This is a genomic window from Abiotrophia sp. HMSC24B09 (assembly GCF_001815865.1).
Lineage (GTDB): Bacteria > Bacillota > Bacilli > Lactobacillales > Aerococcaceae > Abiotrophia.
Genome location: NZ_KV822213.1, coordinates 119503 through 137156, shown reverse-complemented (window position 1 = coordinate 137156; position 17654 = coordinate 119503). Strand labels below are relative to the sequence as shown.

At 45.7% G+C, this 17654-nt stretch carries 15 protein-coding genes and 1 pseudogene; 2 read left to right on the top strand and 14 right to left on the bottom strand.

Annotated features, from left to right (window positions below; all coding sequences use genetic code 11):
• The 5 genes from HMPREF3093_RS08765 to HMPREF3093_RS08745 all read right to left on the bottom strand — a co-directional run.
• Positions 1 to 3468, bottom strand: a 3468-nt coding sequence (locus tag HMPREF3093_RS08765) for a CshA/CshB family fibrillar adhesin-related protein (RefSeq protein WP_143227698.1), incomplete at its 3' end; no start/stop codon positions are given.
• Between the two features lie 548 nt (positions 3469 to 4016).
• On the bottom strand, positions 4017 to 5261 hold the full coding sequence (locus HMPREF3093_RS08760) for a hypothetical protein (protein ID WP_070756595.1): 1245 nt from the start codon (positions 5259 to 5261) through the stop codon (positions 4017 to 4019).
• 185 nt (positions 5262 to 5446) lie between these two features.
• A complete protein-coding gene (locus tag HMPREF3093_RS08755) occupies positions 5447 to 6748 on the bottom strand; it encodes a pyrimidine-nucleoside phosphorylase (RefSeq protein WP_070756594.1) in 1302 nt (433 codons plus the stop codon).
• Positions 6749 to 7462, bottom strand: coding sequence for a ribose-5-phosphate isomerase RpiA (rpiA, locus tag HMPREF3093_RS08750; protein ID WP_070756593.1), 714 nt, complete (start codon positions 7460 to 7462; stop codon positions 6749 to 6751). It abuts the gene before it with no gap.
• Positions 7463 to 7987 carry a flavodoxin domain-containing protein gene (locus HMPREF3093_RS08745; protein ID WP_180363302.1) on the bottom strand — a complete coding sequence of 175 codons (525 nt, stop codon included), beginning with the start codon at positions 7985 to 7987 and terminating at the stop codon, positions 7463 to 7465.
• A gap of 184 nt (positions 7988 to 8171) precedes the next feature.
• On the opposite strand from HMPREF3093_RS08745, the gene HMPREF3093_RS08740 reads away from it, so the two are divergent.
• Positions 8172 to 8849 carry a CpXC domain-containing protein gene (locus HMPREF3093_RS08740; RefSeq protein ID WP_070756590.1) on the top strand — a complete coding sequence of 226 codons (678 nt, stop codon included), beginning with the start codon at positions 8172 to 8174 and terminating at the stop codon, positions 8847 to 8849.
• Positions 8850 to 8904: 55 nt separating this feature from the next.
• Here HMPREF3093_RS08740 and yaaA read toward each other — a convergent pair whose 3' ends face one another.
• The 8 genes and pseudogenes from yaaA to HMPREF3093_RS08705 form a co-directional block, all read right to left on the bottom strand.
• A complete protein-coding gene (gene yaaA, locus HMPREF3093_RS08735) occupies positions 8905 to 9633 on the bottom strand; it encodes a peroxide stress protein YaaA (protein ID WP_070756589.1) in 729 nt (242 codons plus the stop codon).
• A gap of 107 nt (positions 9634 to 9740) precedes the next feature.
• Positions 9741 to 10607 (bottom strand): TPM domain-containing protein, encoded by an 867-nt coding sequence (locus tag HMPREF3093_RS08730; protein WP_070756588.1) that lies wholly within the window; start codon positions 10605 to 10607, stop codon positions 9741 to 9743.
• Positions 10608 to 10639: 32 nt separating this feature from the next.
• Positions 10640 to 11206: a LemA family protein gene (locus HMPREF3093_RS08725; RefSeq protein ID WP_070756587.1), complete on the bottom strand. Its 567-nt coding sequence runs from the start codon at positions 11204 to 11206 to the stop codon at positions 10640 to 10642.
• Between the two features lie 198 nt (positions 11207 to 11404).
• Positions 11405 to 11992, bottom strand: coding sequence for a heavy metal-binding domain-containing protein (locus HMPREF3093_RS08720; RefSeq protein WP_070756586.1), 588 nt, complete (start codon positions 11990 to 11992; stop codon positions 11405 to 11407).
• A gap of 196 nt (positions 11993 to 12188) precedes the next feature.
• Positions 12189 to 12725, bottom strand: coding sequence for a GNAT family N-acetyltransferase (locus HMPREF3093_RS08715; protein WP_070756585.1), 537 nt, complete (start codon positions 12723 to 12725; stop codon positions 12189 to 12191).
• A 316-nt stretch (positions 12726 to 13041) separates the two neighbouring features.
• Positions 13042 to 13309: pseudogene (locus HMPREF3093_RS09635) on the bottom strand (transposase); the annotation flags it as partial.
• Between the two features lie 147 nt (positions 13310 to 13456).
• Entirely contained in the window at positions 13457 to 14401 is a 945-nt protein-coding gene (locus HMPREF3093_RS08710) for a 2-keto-3-deoxygluconate permease (protein WP_070756584.1), read from the bottom strand.
• Positions 14402 to 14439: 38 nt separating this feature from the next.
• Entirely contained in the window at positions 14440 to 15189 is a 750-nt protein-coding gene (locus HMPREF3093_RS08705; protein WP_070756583.1) for an SDR family NAD(P)-dependent oxidoreductase, read from the bottom strand.
• A gap of 311 nt (positions 15190 to 15500) precedes the next feature.
• Here HMPREF3093_RS08705 and HMPREF3093_RS08700 point away from each other — a divergent pair, with 311 nt between their 5' ends.
• Entirely contained in the window at positions 15501 to 16595 is a 1095-nt protein-coding gene (locus HMPREF3093_RS08700; protein WP_070756582.1) for a glycerol dehydrogenase, read from the top strand.
• A gap of 48 nt (positions 16596 to 16643) precedes the next feature.
• Here the strand turns inward: HMPREF3093_RS08700 and nrdF are convergent, their stop codons facing one another.
• Positions 16644 to 17654 (bottom strand): class 1b ribonucleoside-diphosphate reductase subunit beta, encoded by a 1011-nt coding sequence (gene nrdF, locus HMPREF3093_RS08695; protein WP_180363301.1) that lies wholly within the window; start codon positions 17652 to 17654, stop codon positions 16644 to 16646.

Below are 17654 nucleotides of genomic sequence, written 5' to 3'. Positions count from 1 at the left end.
ACCTACACCTGGAACCTTCTTCGTGCTTGAACCGTCTTCGAAAGTCATTGGTTTCGTGTCATCAAGTGGTACTAATGGGTTCCCTTCAGTAAAGGTTGGTGTGCCCTTTTGTGGTTGCCCTTGTACACCATTGGATTCAGCGTTGGTGCTGGTTGGCGTTACTTGTGTAACGTTTGGCTGATAAACTGCATCTGCCGTAGAACCATTGCTGTCTGTTACGCGAAGGCGTGCAGGAGTAGGAGTCCCATAGAAATCTGGAGCTGGTTGGAAGCTGATTTCACCATTTGGTTTAACTGTATAGGTTCCTTGTACCTTGCCACTCGCGTCGCTAACTGTCAAGGTATTACCTTGTTGAACTTGCCCATCCACAACGAATTGTGGCCCAGCTGGGTTCAATGGAACTGTTTGAGTTTGGTTATTAACAGTTGCTTGACCCGGTGTGAAGTTAAGTTGGCTAGTTTGAAGTTGCCCTTGAAGCCCAGTAGTCTGAGTATCTTGGCCTGTAGGGGTTGCAGCCTTGACATCGGCTTGGTAAGTAGCAGTTACTTCTGTCCCGTTCTTATCCACACGTTTAACCGTTTCAGGATTTGGACGACCAGTATAGCCAGGAAGTGGTTGGAAGGTTACACGACCTGTATTATCCACTGTATATGTCCCAACACCTGGAACTTCCTTAGTTGATTTACCATTGTCAAAGGTTGGTGCAACGGCTTCATCAATTGGCACATGGCTATCACCTGGAGTGAAGACTAGGTTGCCGGATTGCTCAGCCCCTTGAATACCTTCAGAGCTTGCGTTCTGACCTGTTGGTACAACTGGCGTCACCTTCGGTTGGTAAGTCGCTCGGTGAGGTTGCCCAGAAGCATCATTTACTTGTAAATTAACTGGATCTACCGTCCCAACAAATGACTTGTTTGGAGTGAAAGTTACACGACCTGTTGCTGGATCTAAGTTAAAGGTCCCGACTTCCTTACCACCAGAAGTTGCTGGAATACTTGTTCCTGATACAGGGTTACCCTCAGCATCTAAGAAAGTAGCTGGATTGCTAGCCGATGGCTGAACAGGTGTGTTGGCTGGATCCCCATCATTAAAGACGATATCTTTTTCTTGTGGTAAACCTTGTGCGTCGGTTGAAACGTTCTCAGTATGCTTCAATACATTTGGAACATAACGAGCGTCCATAGTATTGAGCGTATCACTTACAGGTGCTTCTGCATTGTTCTTAGCGGTCCAGTTAGTGTCTGATCCGTTGGTATCAAAACGACGAATATTAATCCCTGCTGCTTTACCAGTAAAACCTGCCGCAGGCTCAAAAACAACATTAACGTCAGCGCCATCTGCGGTCACTTTATAGCGTCCTTCTGTCGTAGTGTACCATCCCTCACCATTTGGTGTTAGGATCTGCCCTGTATTATCTAAAACGATTGGTGCTTTGTTGGTGTCAATGGCTGCTTTGGCATTCTCATCGTTTTTGTCTACACCACGAGGAGTAAAGTGAAGGGTCGCTTTATGTTGTTGACCTTGCAAACCAAAAGTCTCCTTCTTCTCACCTTTTGGTGGATAGGTTAAGAGCACTTCTAAGTCCTCTACTTCCCCACTAAATGCTGTTCCAGTAGGTTTTTCAATATCCCCTTGATTCAAGGCAATACGAACACGCATCCCAATCTTGTTAACCTGATCATTTGTCATCGGCGGATGATTTCTAAAATTAACAGTGAAGTCGCCTTCACCCGTTACTTCAGTGAAATCACTGGCTTCATTATCATCAAACTTTCCGTTTTGGTTGAAGTCCATCCAAGCACGAACATATGCCTTGGCATTGCCATTGGCATTTGCGTGGAAACGAACGGAGTAATTTCCGTCACGAAGACGATCTGCTCGGAAAAGATTGTGAGTTTGATTAACTAAATCATCAGGCAAGAGTTGCTTGATACCTTCATCGGCGTGATCTGTAATATCATCGTGAGTCCAGTCACCGCCAGAAGATGTGTCAACATCGGCTTTCACCCTACCTAGATAAGGTTGAGGGCTAGGATTCCCTGTCTCTGCATCGTAGCCAGAAATAGCGTGAACTGCTGTCCCATAAGTTTCAGGAGCATCCCCTTCATCGACAACCATAAAACCTATCATAGCCCCTTGTTGACCGGAAGAAGCAATATAAATTCCCACTTCAGAAGCCCCACGACTCATAACAAGTGGCACCGTATAGCCATTTGAAACATTAGGACCAAAAACCTGGGAACCTAGCCCCCCCGTTTTTTGATCTGGATTAGTATAGGCATGCCAATAAACCTTACTCCCTTCTTCCCCGATATATTGACCATCAGTGTTAGGAAGCATTGCATAATAGGTATCCGTAATTTCGGTCCCATCTGGGCGGACACGTTTCCATTCAGCCAAGTGCTCCCAGCCTTGCCCATTTGTAGTAAATATAGCATACTCACCTGGGTTGGCTTCTTCGCCATCGGCCATAACTACAGTCGCCTTAACTGGCTTGTTAAGATAAGTTGCTTCAACTTTGAAAGTCACCCCATAGTTAGCACCGTTGCGTGGCACTTGTAATTGGGTCAATCGCCCTTTAGTATTGATTCCTTGATCTCTAATAGCTGTCCATTGGTTCTGAGCTGCCCCTATAATTTTAGGACGGTAGTCATCTCCATTGTTCTGCTGATCATTGTATTCAGGCGCATATGTCAGCCATGTATTCTTAGCATTCGGATTGTAGCTAGCCGCATGCTCAGTCCCCTGAACACGATTACGATAGATTTCGGTTGAGTTAAAGGGTTTTAAGTCCGTAACCGTCAATTTAACCCGATATCCTGGCGAAATTTCTTTTTCATAGACGGTTCCTACTTTAAGGGAACCATTGTCCAAATTCGAAATTGAATTAGGGTCAGATAAATCTAGCCAATTGATTTGCTTCATTAAATCAGCTGGTCTCTTATTCTCCGAATCAGCCAAGGTAGGCTTCGATACCGTATTATTAGGATTGCCATCCCGCAAACTATTAGATGTAACATCTCGACGTACTCGGCGAGAACGACTAGTCTGTAATGCTTCCACAGAAGGCACTGGTCGATCTTCATTTGTTGCTTGACTAGAAGCAGAATGAATAGGGCCTTCTGAGGATTCTTGGGGCTTATTCAAACTCTCTTCTTTAAGTTTTTCCCTAGATTCTATTGGATCACTTCCTTGATCCGTTGAAGCAAGACTATCTACTTCTGAGGCTTGATTTAGGTTAACCTCGGGGGCTAGCGATTGATCGCTCGCTTCGGCCACTACTTCGTAATCTACACTACTTGTTACACCGCTATAATCTTGGGCCTCCGCAGTTGCACCATTAGCAAAATAAATACCACAGGCTACTGCTACAGAGGCTGCGCCAAAGCTAAACTTCTTAATCGTATAGCGCGTGATTATCTCGCCCTGTTTTTTATCATTCATCTGGCGATTATTCTTACTAAACATAGACTGACTCCTCTATATAAAATATACGATGAAAGAAACAAACTAACGAGGAAGCTACTCTACATGAGAATCTGCACACCAATGGAACTGGAGCCAAGGTAGTGCCCTTGTTAACTTCTTTCATTCACTCCGCCCATTATTATAGTATATATAGAGAGAGATTGCACGATGTTTTTTAGGAAATTTGCTTCTAATCATTTGACAAGCTTTCCATTGATAAATATGTAGTTTTACAGAAATTTATTGCTTCTGACATAGGCTCTTATTATGGCCTAAGAGACAATGAAATTGCCTATTCTACTTAATAATTAAAGATCATTTTTTGGATTCCTCTATATAAATTAACAAAAAGACTCATTTTATCCACTCATCCCTAGACACTAGCTTAAGACTCTCCTCTATCACACCATTCTATATTAGGGACATACGAACACTATTTTGTCATGGGCCTCTGCTATTATTAGCTAATTGGTGCCACAGACATAGGTTCCTAGGCAAAACAAAAAGCCAGTTTACTATCTAGTAAACTGGCAGCCATAAAAGAAATCCTACTCTTTTGGTGTCTGACTTAATATCTTATTTAATATGGATTGATATTCCTGAGCCGAAAGGCGCTTAAGCTCAGTAATATCTGGTAAGTGTTCCTGACTAGGGCTCAACTCATAATCCACTACATAGTCATAAGAGCGTGTATAGGCAGGATTATTATTGAAAAGGTTAAGGTTGGTATCTTCTACCACCCCCAAGAGAGTCATACGATAGCTCTGTTCCTTAGGATTCACTCGCAAGCTAAAACGCTTGAGCTTTTGGAGAACAGGGCTCGTCTTCAATTGCATTGCCTTAAGAAAATCTACCTTGCCCGTCGCGATATCCGCAATGCGGTTGAGGCCAAATTCTCCTTTACGAATCTTAGCTGATACTTCCCCTTGAAGGTCCAAACCGACCCCTTTCCCCACCAAATCCAGATGGGGATTGAGTTTTAGACTAGGGCCTTTGTCACTTGCTTCCCACTCCATCTTAAGACGATAATCCAGATGTAAGTTACGTGTCTGGTCAAAGAGAAACTCCGGTATTTCAGTCAACTCTGCACTGGTCATCACGGTCCCTTTGAACTCATGAATCTTAGCTTCCGGCAACTGATTCAACTTCTTGCGGTTAGGCTCTAAGAAAAGCAGCTGGAAAGCTTCTTGATCTAAGCCAACTTGCTTAAGCTGTTCCTTGCTAAGTTCGATATAATAGTCATCATAGGCTTCTAAGGCCTTGAGCTGCTCCGTTGTCAAAGACAATTCAGGGAAGAAAGTCATGCTTGCTAATAATTGACTATGCTTAATATAGACATGAGAGAGATTATCATAAGTCATCAAATCTAGTTGATACTTAAGACCTTCGCCTTTATCGCCATAATAGGTTAATTGTATCTTAGCAATACCGCGACTACGGTCCCCCACCGCTTGTACTTGGGCAGTATAAGCCCGATCCTTGACGTAGGTAAAGCCATAACGTACCTGGTAGGTTTTTAACTCATGCATAGCATCAAGGGCGGCCTGCAATAGTTCTTGTTTGGATAGTTGTGGTTCAGCCAAACTCTCAGCAGAAGTGGAGACCATTTCGGATTCAGCTACAGAACTAGCACTCTCAGACGAGGTGGCTAGGCCTTCTACTTGGCTTGTTGAGTCTACTTGCTCAGAATCTGATTGGGCACCTACCACCTCTGCGCTCCCTAGTATAAGCGCTAAGCCTAAGGCTAGCACCCCATAAGAAAAAGGCTTGATTGTTCTTGGTTTAATTGACATTTTGTCACCTCATTTCGTTTCCGAAAATCATACAAATTCATCAGTCAGTTTAACACTCTGACTTGCAAAAGTAAACTAAAACCACCCTAGTTAAGACTTTTTTAGAAAAGCTCGTTATAATTCAACAGCCCTCCACCGTTGGCTGATTTTCCAACTGATGGGGGCTGTTTGATTGGTTGATAAACTTACTCCACAATAACTTTGCGAATTAATTCTGGCACCTGAGCGGAGTCGGCAATCGAAACGGCAGCAGACAAGCGAGCCAAGACCTCGCTCACATCTTCTCGGTTACTGTGTAAAATCGCAAGTGGTTGGCCTTCTTGAATAGGATCACCGACCTTGGCGCAGAGTTCAATCCCTACGGCTGGGTCGATAATATCTTCCTTGGTCTCACGTCCAGCGCCTAACATCATAGCGGCTACCCCAACTTCATCAGCCACCCATTGGCTGACTACACCCGAACTTTGGGCTAGGAATGGAATGTGATAGCGAGCTTGAGGTAACAAGTCTAGCTTATCCACAATTCTCGTATCCCCGCCTTGATTAGCAAGGAAGGTCTTGAAGACTTCCAAGGCACGACCAGAATCGATTTGTTCTTGCAAGAGGGCTTTTCCTTCTTCTAGGCTAGTTACTCGATTTGCTGCTAGCAACATTTGACCGCCTAAAACCAAGCAAAGTTCTGTTAAATCTTCTGGTCCTTGGCCTTGAAGGGTCTGGATGGCTTCTTTGACCTCTAAGGCATTTCCAATCATATAGCCTAATGGCTGGCTCATATCAGAAATAACCGCCAAAGTCTTACGGCCCACTTGGTGTCCAATCTTCACCATGGTATGGGCCAGAGCTTCCGCATCTGCCAAGGTCTTCATGAAGGCCCCTTCGCCTGTCTTAACGTCTAAGACAATGGCATCTGCTCCGGCCGCAATTTTCTTACTCATAATGGAGCTAGCAATCAAGGGAATAGATTGGACGGTACCCGTCACATCCCGCAGGGCATAAAGCTTCTTGTCGGCCGGAGTCAGGTTACCACTCTGTCCAACTACGGCAATCTTGTAGCGATTAACATGATCAATAAAATCTTGGGGTGATAGAGTCACGGAGAAGCCAGGAATGGCCTCTAATTTATCAGTGGTCCCACCCGTATGGCCCAAGCCACGACCACTCATTTTAGCAACTGGCACACCACAGGCAGCTACTAGAGGTGCTAGCACCAGGGTAGTTGTATCGCCCACGCCACCAGTTGAGTGTTTATCGACTTTGACACCATGAATAGCGGATAAATCAATCTCATCCCCTGACTTGACCATGGCCATAGTCAAGTAGCTAGCTTCTTCTTCCGTCATGCCTTGGAAATAGATAGCCATGGCTAAAGCGCTCATCTGATAATCAGGTATTGTGCCATCTGTATAACCGGCAATCAGGAAATTGATTTCTTCCTGACTCAAGGCCAGGCCTGCTTGTTTTTTCTCGATTAGGTCTACTACCCGCATTTAATCCACCTCAATTGTCATTGGCTCGGATTGATCTTTCTGATAAAGGAGGATGCTACCGTCAGCACGTCCCACCAAGAAAGTATCACAAACATCTAGGAAGAGGCCATGTTCGACTACCCCTACCGTATTCTTCAATTCATGGGCTAGTTGGTGAGGATAAGAAATTTGGCCTAGCTTTAAGTCGATAATGTAGTTGCCAGAATCTGTCATATAGAGCGAATCAGACCCAACTTTACGGAAGCTTGGTTCTAGGCCTGCCGCCATCAATTGACGGAAAAGATTCCAGGACCCAAACTGCACCACCTCAACAGGCAAGGGAAAAGCTCCTAAAGTATCGACAACCTTGTCTTCACCTACAACCCAGATAGAACGTTTAGCATTCTTAGCCACAATCTTTTCATGCAAGAGGGCACCACCACCCCCTTTGATGCCATAGAAATCACGGGTCACTTCATCCGCCCCGTCAACGACCAAATCAATATGGTTAACCCGATCTAAATCCATGATGGTAATGCCTAACTTAAGGGCTTGTTCCGCTGTCCGACGAGAAGTAGCCACGCCCACAATTTGTTTGAGGCGGCCATCCGCAATACGAGCACCTAATTCTTCAACAAACCAATAAGCTGTTGAGCCGGTCCCTAAACCGACCACCATACCGTCTTTAACATAATTAGCGGCATAACGGCCGACTAGTTCCTTGGTATCTACCATTTATTTTGCTCCTTTCTGAATAGCACGAACCCGAGCCACCAAAGGCTCCAGAGAAGATTCTTCGGTTACATCATAAGTGGTCCCATATGTCTCCAGCATGGAGCGCTCTACGTCACCCAAACTGACTGTATCTAGGGAATGTTCTTTGGTATCTTCTAGTTGCTTAGCTAAGCGTTGCATAAAGTCAAGGCGCTTATAGACAATTGTTCCGCGAAAATGGAATTCAGTGATGCGCTCCAAGACTTCTGGCTTGAAGGCCGCCGCCATGAGAGGATCAAAGTTAGTTAAGTCTGGATTGGAGAGACCAACCGTGTAGAGAATCCAATACTTGTCAGGCCAAGACTCTATCCATTCTTGATAAACAGGAGCACCTTCTAAACGCCCTTCCAAAATACAGGTTCCCAGAATCATAATCTGACTCTCTGCCAGGAGTGTATCGGTGACCTCATTATGGGCACAGACACGGCAATTAAGCACTTTGGCGATTTGCTCAGCATAGCGTTTGGTCGAGCCATAACGTGACATATAGACCACTAAACAGTTCATTACTTCCATCCCTTTCTGCATACATTATGGGTTGCTCGCGACTGACTTACGGGCACCCTTACATTCCTATTGTACCACATTTTTTCTATTCTAAGTAGCTTGAGATAGATTTCGCATTTTTTTTTGATATAATAAAAGAAAGATTGATGAAGGAGGCTTCACCATGCCTGAACTCCACCTGACTTGTCCTGTCTGTCAGACCCAAGTAGATAAAGACTACCCTACTCACCTTAATAGCAAGACCCAAGCGCCTTTAGTGCTTGATCTCTTCGAAGGTCAACTCTTCCGCTTCGAGTGCCCTACTTGTGGTGCTGAGCGTCAACTCACTTATCAATTTCTCTATCATAATCCACAAGCTGCCTATATGATTTTTCTCTTGCCCCATTATCTGGAAGACAAAGATCGTCTAGAAGACGATTTGGAGCAAATCTTGGAAGGCCTCAACTTCTCCCTAGACCACTACCAACTGCGCTTGGTGACAACCGTTCCTGAATTACTAGAGAAGATTCAAATTCTGGAATCCGGTCATGATGACCGCATCATTGAAGCAGTCAAGATTCTGACAGATGGTCTCTTTGCAACCGAGAAGCCTGATACACCAGTTAAGGCACGCTACTACTATCCTAGCAAAGGTGCTGAGCGCATCCTCTATGTAACGGACCAAGATCAAATCCTGGTCGACTTACACCAGAAGCTCATTGACTTCGTCAAAGGCAAATACCGCAAAATCTTGGAAGAGGACTTACGCGGTGACTTCCACTATATTGGCTACCGCTGGGCGCTAGATTTGTTAGAAGGTAAGAAACCTGAAAGCCAGCTTGCTAGTGACAATGAAAAATAGCCTATACTAGCTAAATAAGCCAGCCCCTAAGGGGCTGGCTTATTCCTTTATTTCTCTATTTTTTAACGTAGACCCAGTCTAGTTCACTGGATAAATCTGCCCGGTAGCTGTAGCCATCAAACTTAGCAGCTTGGAGTGCTTCTAGAGTCTGGACTTGATGCTCTATACAATAAGCTAGTAGCTGCCCGCGCCCTTTCTTAGAAATGGTCGAATGGCGTTTGAGTCGGCCATCCACTTCTTCTAGAAACTGAACCCGTAAGAAAAGTCGCCGCAGGGCTGGACTGAATACTTGTTCAAACTCAGATGATAGAAGGGAAACCAATACTTCATCTTGATTGGCGCTTATAGATGTATCATACTGTGCCTTCCAATAGGCTTTTAGGGGCTTGCCATTAACCTTGAGAGATTTCATGAAATCTAATCTATGCGGCGCAATCGGGGCATTAGCCACAATTAAGCCATAGAGCGCGGTGGCAATCAAGACATGCTGACTAGCGAAGGCTCGAGCCTTATCTGACTTAAGCACCGGCTTGAATTGACGATACATTAGGCCATCGTATAAATCCATGGCAGGGTATGACGCCGCTTTTCCTGCCGCCAAAGCCTGCCAGCGTTCCGTCTCGGTTACAGCTTGAGCGTCAGAAATATCATAAAACTTAGCCAATTCTTCAGTTGATAAATCACCTAATTGCGCCAATACAGCCTGGCTAGCTGGCGCTAACTCAACGAACTTGCCATCAGACAAGCCTGACATCTGCTTGGCACTCGGTATAAGAAATTTCATGCTTATCCTCCTTATCTCTTCTTTCCTACTATATCACAGAAGATAGGTTCAATCTAGCCAAACGAAAAAGGCCAGGACTGAGTCCTAGCCTTAGCTATTTGATTACTTTACCAGCCACTGGAAGCACCGCCGCCGCCGAAGCCGCCACCGCCCCAACCGCCGGAACTGCCACTTGAACTACCACTTGAACCGGAGCCAGAGCCGGAACTATCAGAGCTCCACCAACCGCCTAGGATGCCGCCACTACCGCCGCTACCCCAGAATCCGTCGAAGAAATCATCATCGTCATCGGACCAACGGAAGGCGCCACGGCGACGCCGTAAGAGGCGAATACCGAGTGGTATACCAAAAGGCAAAATAACAAAGAGCGGCCAAGCACTGGCAACAAAACGCCAAGGGCTCTTAGACCAGCGCAAGGCTGTCTCATGCTCAGCACGTGCCGAGTTAGTCACCCCAAGTTGGGTCAGTTGGCTATCCGACAATCCTAGATACTGGATAATCCCCTGTATCTGCAGACGCACTGCTCGATCGTAATCCTTAGCTTTAAGTTCACTCTTGGCAGAATCCAAGATTCGTTTGGCCGCCACATCGGGTAAGGCTTCAGCCGCCTTATTTGAGGTCTCAATCCGCATCTTGCGGTCATTAGGCGCAACCACCAACAATATTCCATTGTTAGTACCAGAGAAACCCACTTGCCATTTTTTAGCTACCTTGTTGGCTAGCTCTTCAATACTGAAACCTTTGAGATCAGCTGGCAGATAAACCCCAATTTGATACTGCTCTGAGGTCTGAGCCAGTTGTCGGTTGACCTGGTCAATATAGGCTAAAGTATCCTGAGACAAGACCTTAGCCTCATCTACAACCGACCGCTCTGGTTTATCAGGTAAGTTGTTAGTCTTAGCGCCACAGCCCACCATAAACAAGAAGACACAGCCTAATAAGAGTAGGAATCCTCGCCATTTTTTAGTTTTCATGGTCATGCCTCCTCATAGGACTTACTGTCGCCTTAACGGCTAGAAGAATTCAAATCTACTGTCGGTGCTACTTGCGCATCACTACTTGCTTGATACAAGTTCACCGGTTGGAAACCGAAGATTCCCGCTACCAAGTTAGTTGGGAAGGAGCGAACCTTAGTATTGTACTTGGTCGCTACTTCGTTGAAAACGCCACGGGAGGTCTTGATACGGTTTTCAGTGCCTTCCAATTCAGTAATAAGATTTTCTACCTGTTGATTGGCCTTCAAATCTGGATAATTCTCTGTTAAAACCAATAAACGGGACACAGCTGATGATAAGTCAGACTGGCCTTGCTCGGCTTCTGACGCATTACCAGAACCAATCTTAGAACGGGCTTCTGCTATTTTCTCGAAGATTTCTGATTCATGACTCATATAGCCCTTCACGCTATTGACTACGTTAGGAATTAAGTCATAGCGGCGTTGCAAATCAACTTGCACGTCCGCCTGGGCTTGAGTAACTGCATTTTGCGATGATACCAGGCTATTATAGGTACCACCTAAGGCAAAGGCGATGACTGCCAGAACAGCAATCACAAATAACCACGTTTTTTTCATATTATGATCCTCCTGTCCTCTGAATCAAGTTCTCATTTCAAGGACAAGATGATTATACCATATGACGGGGCTCAGCGAATAGGACTTAGGTCCTATTCTTTGAGGTTTACCTAAATTTACTATCTTAATGCAAAAATACCCACTAAACCGTAAGGCTCAGTGGGTTGATTTAGCGTCTGAAATGATGGTCTTAGCTGATTAGACTTCCTCCGCGTAGACTGCTGTACCTAGAGCGGTAACACAGAATACATAAGGAAGATAGCTTGTAGCTCCTTGAGTATTGACTGTTTCAGGTTCTAAGGTCACATAATCAAATTTAAGGTTGATAATGGCATTACAGCCAAGATCATAGGCTTGTTCCTTGAGATGGGCCAAAGTCAGGATACGCCCTTCTGCCATAACATCTACTAAACTTTGGGCCGGGTCACCTAAGGCATTGTCTCCACGACCTCCATCCACACCACGCGCGATAGAATGTGCCAAATCACTAGCCACAGGCCCACCATAATGCGTGATACTATAGCCATCAAATCCCTGTCCCGTAGTCACTACAATATTAGCAATTCCTTGCTCCCGTTCTTTTTGTTGGGCAAGTTGTTCAGCAAATTCCTCATCTTGGTCAGCTAAATAGTTCTGAAATTGGTCTAGCAAATGAACTAGGTCCACACTGTCTTCTAGATAGGCACCGGTCAGAGAAAACTTCACTGCGATTCCTTGGTCTTGAAGGAAGGCCTCAAAGGCCTCTTTGTCCAAATTATAGTCACGTGCTATATCTTTAATTTTCATCTGCACTCTACCTTTCTGCTTCATTTTTGGGGGGCCATCAGTCACTTCAAAAAAATATTTCATATTGGAAAGTGGATAGTTTAATTTCACTACTCATGCTCATGGGGCACAAGAAATACGAATCTACCCGCATCCATCCTCGATGACTGAAAGCAAGAGAACCCAACAAACCAAGCGCTCAGTGAGTTCTCATCTATTATTTTCCCCATTCTTCTCTGAGGACTCCATACTTGACGCTATCATAGTAGGTCCCCTGCCAGTAGCGGACTCGACGAATACAGGCTTCTTGTTGCCAACCGAGACCGTGGGCGCAACTCATCATACGGACATTTCCGCTCCAAGTTGTTAGGCCCAAATGTTCTAATTCAGTAAAACAATCGAAAGTATCGGTCGTCCACTTCGCCAAAGCCTTCCGTCCCACACCAGCGTTCCAACGATTGGCATCATAAATGACAATTCCTACTTCCATCCAACGAGTTCGTCGATCTTCCCAAATTCGGGAGACCATTCCCACTGGTTGGCCTTCTACTTGGATACAACGCACACCTTCACTTAAGAGAAAAGCTGCCACGCCACTAGAGGCAAAGTCTTCAAAACTCTCATATGCTTGATATTCTTGAAAATAAGGTGCATCCCAACGCGCCCACTCAGGTTCCGCATCACGAAATCCCAACTCCCAAACGGCTCGCAATTTGTCTTCATCAAAAGAGACTAATTCAATATTATAAGTCATATTCATTCTCCTTCTTATCTTAAACTACCTTTTGTGGGTTCTAGGATGATTGACACACAAAATTGTTACCTTCATTCTACTAGCTGGGAGACAGTTCATCAAGATATAGAGACTAAAGCCAATGCTGGATTTAGCTTGAGCTCCACTCAAAGTCACAATATTCTTATAGCACTTCGGGTTAACCACAATCAAAACCGACCCTTGTAACAGGCGGTTTGCTTTGCGACTGGAAGCCTCTGCTACCGGCCACGGTCTAAAGGCCTACTGTATCTACGAAGTAGCCTCGACACCAAAACTTACGGTTCCCATAACGTCACTTTAAATTTGCCTATCGATCAAATATCATGAGACTATTTTTTCCTTTCAGATACCCCATAAACCTTGCAAACTTCAATGCGGTCTTTGCAGACATTTGTTTCATAGATATTGACGCCCTTGCGCTCGCATAATTCACGAATAATTCTGCCAATCGTTGCCTTGTACTTCCCATATATGTTTTGACATCGATATTGGGGCGCGAACACGATAGGATACTTACATTTCCGACTTGTGTATATTGTCCTTTTTCGTAAGGATACCTCCATGGTTCTTTTGGTGTGGTCGGGAAACCTACACTAAGTTTACCAATTGGGAGGTTATTTTTCTTACCTCGCTATAAGCTCTCCGGAACCACCAGCATTGCTGGTGGTTTTCTTGATACCAAAAGGCCAGCATCTTCTGCTGGCCCTTTCTTAGATTGCTTTGCTGTCAATTCCCTTTTCCTGATTGCGCTTAGCTACCCAAGCGGTCAAAAGTGGCGTTAGAATAGCCGTCACGATAACGGAGGCCGTAATCTGAGTTGTGGCGATTGACTCCAGTCCCTTAAAACTAGCATCCACAGCCGCCAAGGCTACTGGGGTCGCAATGGCACTGGCTGCCGTACTTGAAATGGCTGCACCGGCAATCCCGGACCCGCCTGTAGACCGGTCCACCCAGATAGCGACTGCCCCGCCAAGCGCGGTGGTCAGAATCCCTAAGAGGATACCCGGCAGACCGCCTTCAAGAATTTGGCCGAAGCTCATGTTGGCCCCCAAGCAGAAACCAACAATCATAATAATGGCAGGCACCCCATTGGATAGAGCTTTCTTCATAAAAGGAAAGGCATTCCCAAGGGCAATCCCTAAGACTAGGGGCAAGACCGTCCCAACCAAGTTCCAAATGGAAATATTAGCCAAGCCCGCTGAAGCTAAGGCCGCCATGGTCACCATAGGCCCCACACTGAGGGTAGTAATCCCCACTGCCCCAGCGTCAATTTCATTACCGTAGACATCGACAATGCCGGCATACATAGCATTATTGGCCACAGACATGGCCCCGATGATGGCTAGGGCTGACAGTCCTAGGAAATTATCGCCTAGGAGTTTGGCTACTAAGAGCCCTAGGACAACGGAGACGGCAATCTTGGATAGGATGATAGCTGCCCCGCGTCCTACCGCTTTAGGCGTATTTTTTAAGGAAATGGTCCCCCCAATGAAGAAGAGGAAGGCCCCGACTAGAGGCCCGGCACCCTTTACAATTGGAGTAGTGAAGCCTCCAATTTCTAGGACCTGTGGCAACAGGCTGTTAATGGCACAGCCGATAAACATAGGGATAATAATAATGTCCCCAGGGATTTTGAATTTTTTGGCTTTTTGCATCTTACTAGGCTCCCTTCAGATAGATTGACTTCTAGACATCAACCATCCAAGGTAATGCCGCCGTCGCAGTCGCCAATTTCCCCCGTGATGAAGCTAGCTAAATCGCTAGCAAAGAAGAGAATCATTTGGGCAATTTCAACCGGTTCGGCGCGCTTGCCTAGCGGAATCATGCTGATGACACGTTGGCTCTTTTCAGCGTCTTCAGATAGGACGGTCGTCATTTCAGTCCGGGTGAAGGATGGGCAAACCGCATTACAGTAGATACCGTATTTACCGCCTTCCTTGGCAATGGCTTTGGTTAAGCCATTCAAGCCCGCCTTAGAAGAGGCATAAGCAGCGGTCCCTAAGAGGCCACCCCCTAATTTAGCGGCTACTGAGGAGACGTTGACAATACGCCCCCCGCCCGCTTCCTTGAAATAAGGGAAAATCTGGCTGATGGTAGAGAAGCAGCCGGTCAGATTAATCCGGATAGTGCGTTCCCATTCCTCATAGCTTAATTGATCAAATGGCTTAGCAGAGATGACCCCAGCACAGTTGACTAGAATATCCACGCGTTCAGGTCTAGACAGAATACTTTGCATAGCGGTCTCAATGGCCTCATGGTCACCTAAATCCATGTGGACAAAATCAACGGCTGGACCAAATTCTGCAATGGTTGCCCGAGCTGCTACCTCATTGATATCGGCGATAATGACGGAACCACCGCCTTCGACAATACCGCGAACGACTTCTTTCCCGATCCCATTGGCACCACCTGTGACAATGGCTCTTTTACCTGTAAAGTCCATATTATCAGATCCTTCTTTCTAGGTTTGTCATAGAATTCTATGCTTTAAGTATAGCACTCCTGTCATCAGATTGAAAGCCGATTATATAAAATATGGTATTTTATTGAATTTAAGAATATAGTTTATACTTAGATAGAGATTGCCTATACCTCAGTCATAAAAGGACCTTTCCCCGACAAAAATTAGAAAATTTGTGAATCCTAATCACAACATAATTTTGAAAGGCCTTTCACTTGCTTCACAAGCCTTCCAGTGCTAGACTAAGCTTATAGTGGCCTAGCCACAAATCTAGAAAGAAAAGGTGATGTTTGATGGAAAAAGTATTTGCAAGTCCTTCTCGTTATGTCCAAGGTAAAGGCGTGCTCAAGTCTGGCTTAGACCATATTCTCGCTCTAGGTAAGCGCGCACTCCTACTAGCCGACTCGACTGTTTATGAAATTGCCGGCCGTCAGTTAGAAGAAGACCTCAAAGCTCGCAGTGCCTTTGTTCACTACGAAGCCTTCCATGGAGAAGCTTCAGACGTCGAAATTGACCGCGTTAGCCAAGTGGGTCGTGACCTAGACATTCAAGTCATCCTAGGTTTGGGTGGTGGTAAGACCATTGATACCGCCAAAGCCATTGCTGACAAACTGCAGGTACCGGTGGCTATCTTGCCGACGGTTGCTTCGACCGATGCTCCTACTTCGGCTCTCTCAGTGATTTACTCAGAAGAAGGCGTCTTCGAACGTTACCTCTTCTACAGCAAAAACCCTGAACTAGTCCTCGTAGACACCCAAGTCATTGCCCAAGCACCTGTGCGCCTGCTAGCTTCTGGGATTGCAGATGCCCTAGCTACCTGGGTTGAAGGTCGTGCTGTCATTGAAGCATATGGCGCAACCATGGCCGGTGGCAGTCCAAGTATCGCAGCCGAAGCCATTGCCCGTGCCTGCGAAGCCACCCTCTTTGAAAATGGCCTACAAGCGCTTGCTGCAGCCCATGCCAAGGTCGTGACGCCAGCCCTAGAAGCAGTGGTAGAAGCCAACACCTTACTGAGTGGGATTGGTTTTGAATCTTGTGGGCTGGCTGCTGCTCACGCCATCCACAATGGCTTTACTGCCTTACACGGCGATATTCACAGTCTAACTCACGGGGAAAAGGTAGCCTATGGGACCCTGACCCAATTGGTATTAGAAAATCGTCCTAAAGAAGAATTAGACCGCTACATCCGCTTCTATCAAGCCTTGGGTCTCCCAACTACCTTGGAAGAAGTGAAATTAGCTGGCGTGGCCTATGAAGACCTAGTCAAAGTCGGCGCACTGGCCACCCAAGATGGCGAAACCATTCATCAAATGGCTCAAAAATTCACGCCTAGTGATGTGGCAGATGCCCTCTTAGCCTTAGACGCTTACGTACGGGAGAATTTCTAAACAAGATAAGCCAAAGAAAAAGCTAGGACCGCGGTCCTAGCTTTCTTTTTATAGCCACTTAGAATAGTCTTCGTCATCCATTGCTTCCACTTCACCCAAGAGGTAGCCGTTACCTACTTGTGAGAAGAAGTCATGGTTGGATGTTCCGGTCGAAATCCCGTTCATGACGATTGGATCAACATCTTCTGCTGTATCCGGGAAGAGTGGATCAAAACCTAAGTTTTGAAGCGCCTTATTGGCATTATAGCGAATGAAGACTTTAACTTTTTCAGTCCAACCTACTTGATCATAGAGGGACTGGGTGTACTTAGCTTCATTCTGGTAGAGGTCCATGCAGAGTTCATAGACCCACATCTTGAGCTCCGCTTGCTGGTCTTCTGGCAATTCATTATAGCCCAATTGGAATTTATAACCTGTATAGGTCCCGTGGACGGACTCGTCACGGATAATGAGCTTGATAATTTCTGCCACGTTGGCCAACTTGTTATTACCTAAGTAATAAAGTGGCGTGAAGAAACCCGAGTAGAAGAGGAAGGTCTCCAACATAGTAGAGGCTGCCTTAATCTTGAGGCCGTGGCCTGATTGGTAGATTTCATTGATCTTCTTAGCCTTATACTGGAGTTGCTCGTTAGTGTTAGTCCATTCGAAGATTTCTTCGATTTCAGCCTTAGTGTTTAAGGTGGAGAAGATAGTAGAGTAGGACTTGGCGTGAACAGATTCCATGAACTGGATATTATTCCAGACCGCTTCTTCATGTTGGGTCCGGACAAAATCCTTCATGAGCGCTGCCCCTTCTTCTGATTGAAGAGTATCTAAGAGAGTCAAGCCGCCGAAGGCTTTGGCCACTACGTCACGCTCGGCCATGGATAAGGTCCGCCAGTCATCCAAGTCATTAGAAACCGGAATCCGGGTATCCAACCAGAATTGCTCGGTCAGTTTTTCCCAGGTCAACTTATCAATCATGTCTTCGACCTTGTTCCAGTCGATGGCCTTATAGTAGGCTACTGGCATGTTGTTCTTCTGGGAAAGAATTTGGTTAAAGTATTGTTTGTCTGTCAT

What these genes read in the sequence shown, in the direction of transcription:
- HMPREF3093_RS08725 (WP_070756587.1), bottom strand. Translation starts at nt 11,206, where the DNA reads ATGAAAAAAACGTGGTTATTTGTGATTGCTGTTCTGGCAGTCATCGCC.
- HMPREF3093_RS08705 (WP_070756583.1), bottom strand. Translation starts at nt 15,189, where the DNA reads ATGGACTTTACAGGTAAAAGAGCCATTGTCACAGGTGGTGCCAATGGG.
- HMPREF3093_RS08715 (WP_070756585.1), bottom strand. Translation starts at nt 12,725, where the DNA reads ATGACTTATAATATTGAATTAGTCTCTTTTGATGAAGACAAATTGCGA.
- yaaA (WP_070756589.1), bottom strand. Translation starts at nt 9,633, where the DNA reads ATGAAATTTCTTATACCGAGTGCCAAGCAGATGTCAGGCTTGTCTGAT.
- HMPREF3093_RS08740 (WP_070756590.1), top strand. Translation starts at nt 8,172, where the DNA reads ATGCCTGAACTCCACCTGACTTGTCCTGTCTGTCAGACCCAAGTAGAT.
- nrdF (WP_180363301.1), bottom strand. Translation starts at nt 17,654, where the DNA reads ATGACAGACAAACAATACTTTAACCAAATTCTTTCCCAGAAGAACAAC.
- HMPREF3093_RS08760 (WP_070756595.1), bottom strand. Translation starts at nt 5,261, where the DNA reads ATGTCAATTAAACCAAGAACAATCAAGCCTTTTTCTTATGGGGTGCTA.
- HMPREF3093_RS08755 (WP_070756594.1), bottom strand. Translation starts at nt 6,748, where the DNA reads ATGCGGGTAGTAGACCTAATCGAGAAAAAACAAGCAGGCCTGGCCTTG.
- HMPREF3093_RS08745 (WP_180363302.1), bottom strand. Translation starts at nt 7,987, where the DNA reads ATGTCACGTTATGGCTCGACCAAACGCTATGCTGAGCAAATCGCCAAA.
- HMPREF3093_RS08720 (WP_070756586.1), bottom strand. Translation starts at nt 11,992, where the DNA reads ATGAAAATTAAAGATATAGCACGTGACTATAATTTGGACAAAGAGGCC.
- HMPREF3093_RS08700 (WP_070756582.1), top strand. Translation starts at nt 15,501, where the DNA reads ATGGAAAAAGTATTTGCAAGTCCTTCTCGTTATGTCCAAGGTAAAGGC.
- HMPREF3093_RS08730 (WP_070756588.1), bottom strand. Translation starts at nt 10,607, where the DNA reads ATGAAAACTAAAAAATGGCGAGGATTCCTACTCTTATTAGGCTGTGTC.
- rpiA (WP_070756593.1), bottom strand. Translation starts at nt 7,462, where the DNA reads ATGGTAGATACCAAGGAACTAGTCGGCCGTTATGCCGCTAATTATGTT.
- HMPREF3093_RS08710 (WP_070756584.1), bottom strand. Translation starts at nt 14,401, where the DNA reads ATGCAAAAAGCCAAAAAATTCAAAATCCCTGGGGACATTATTATTATC.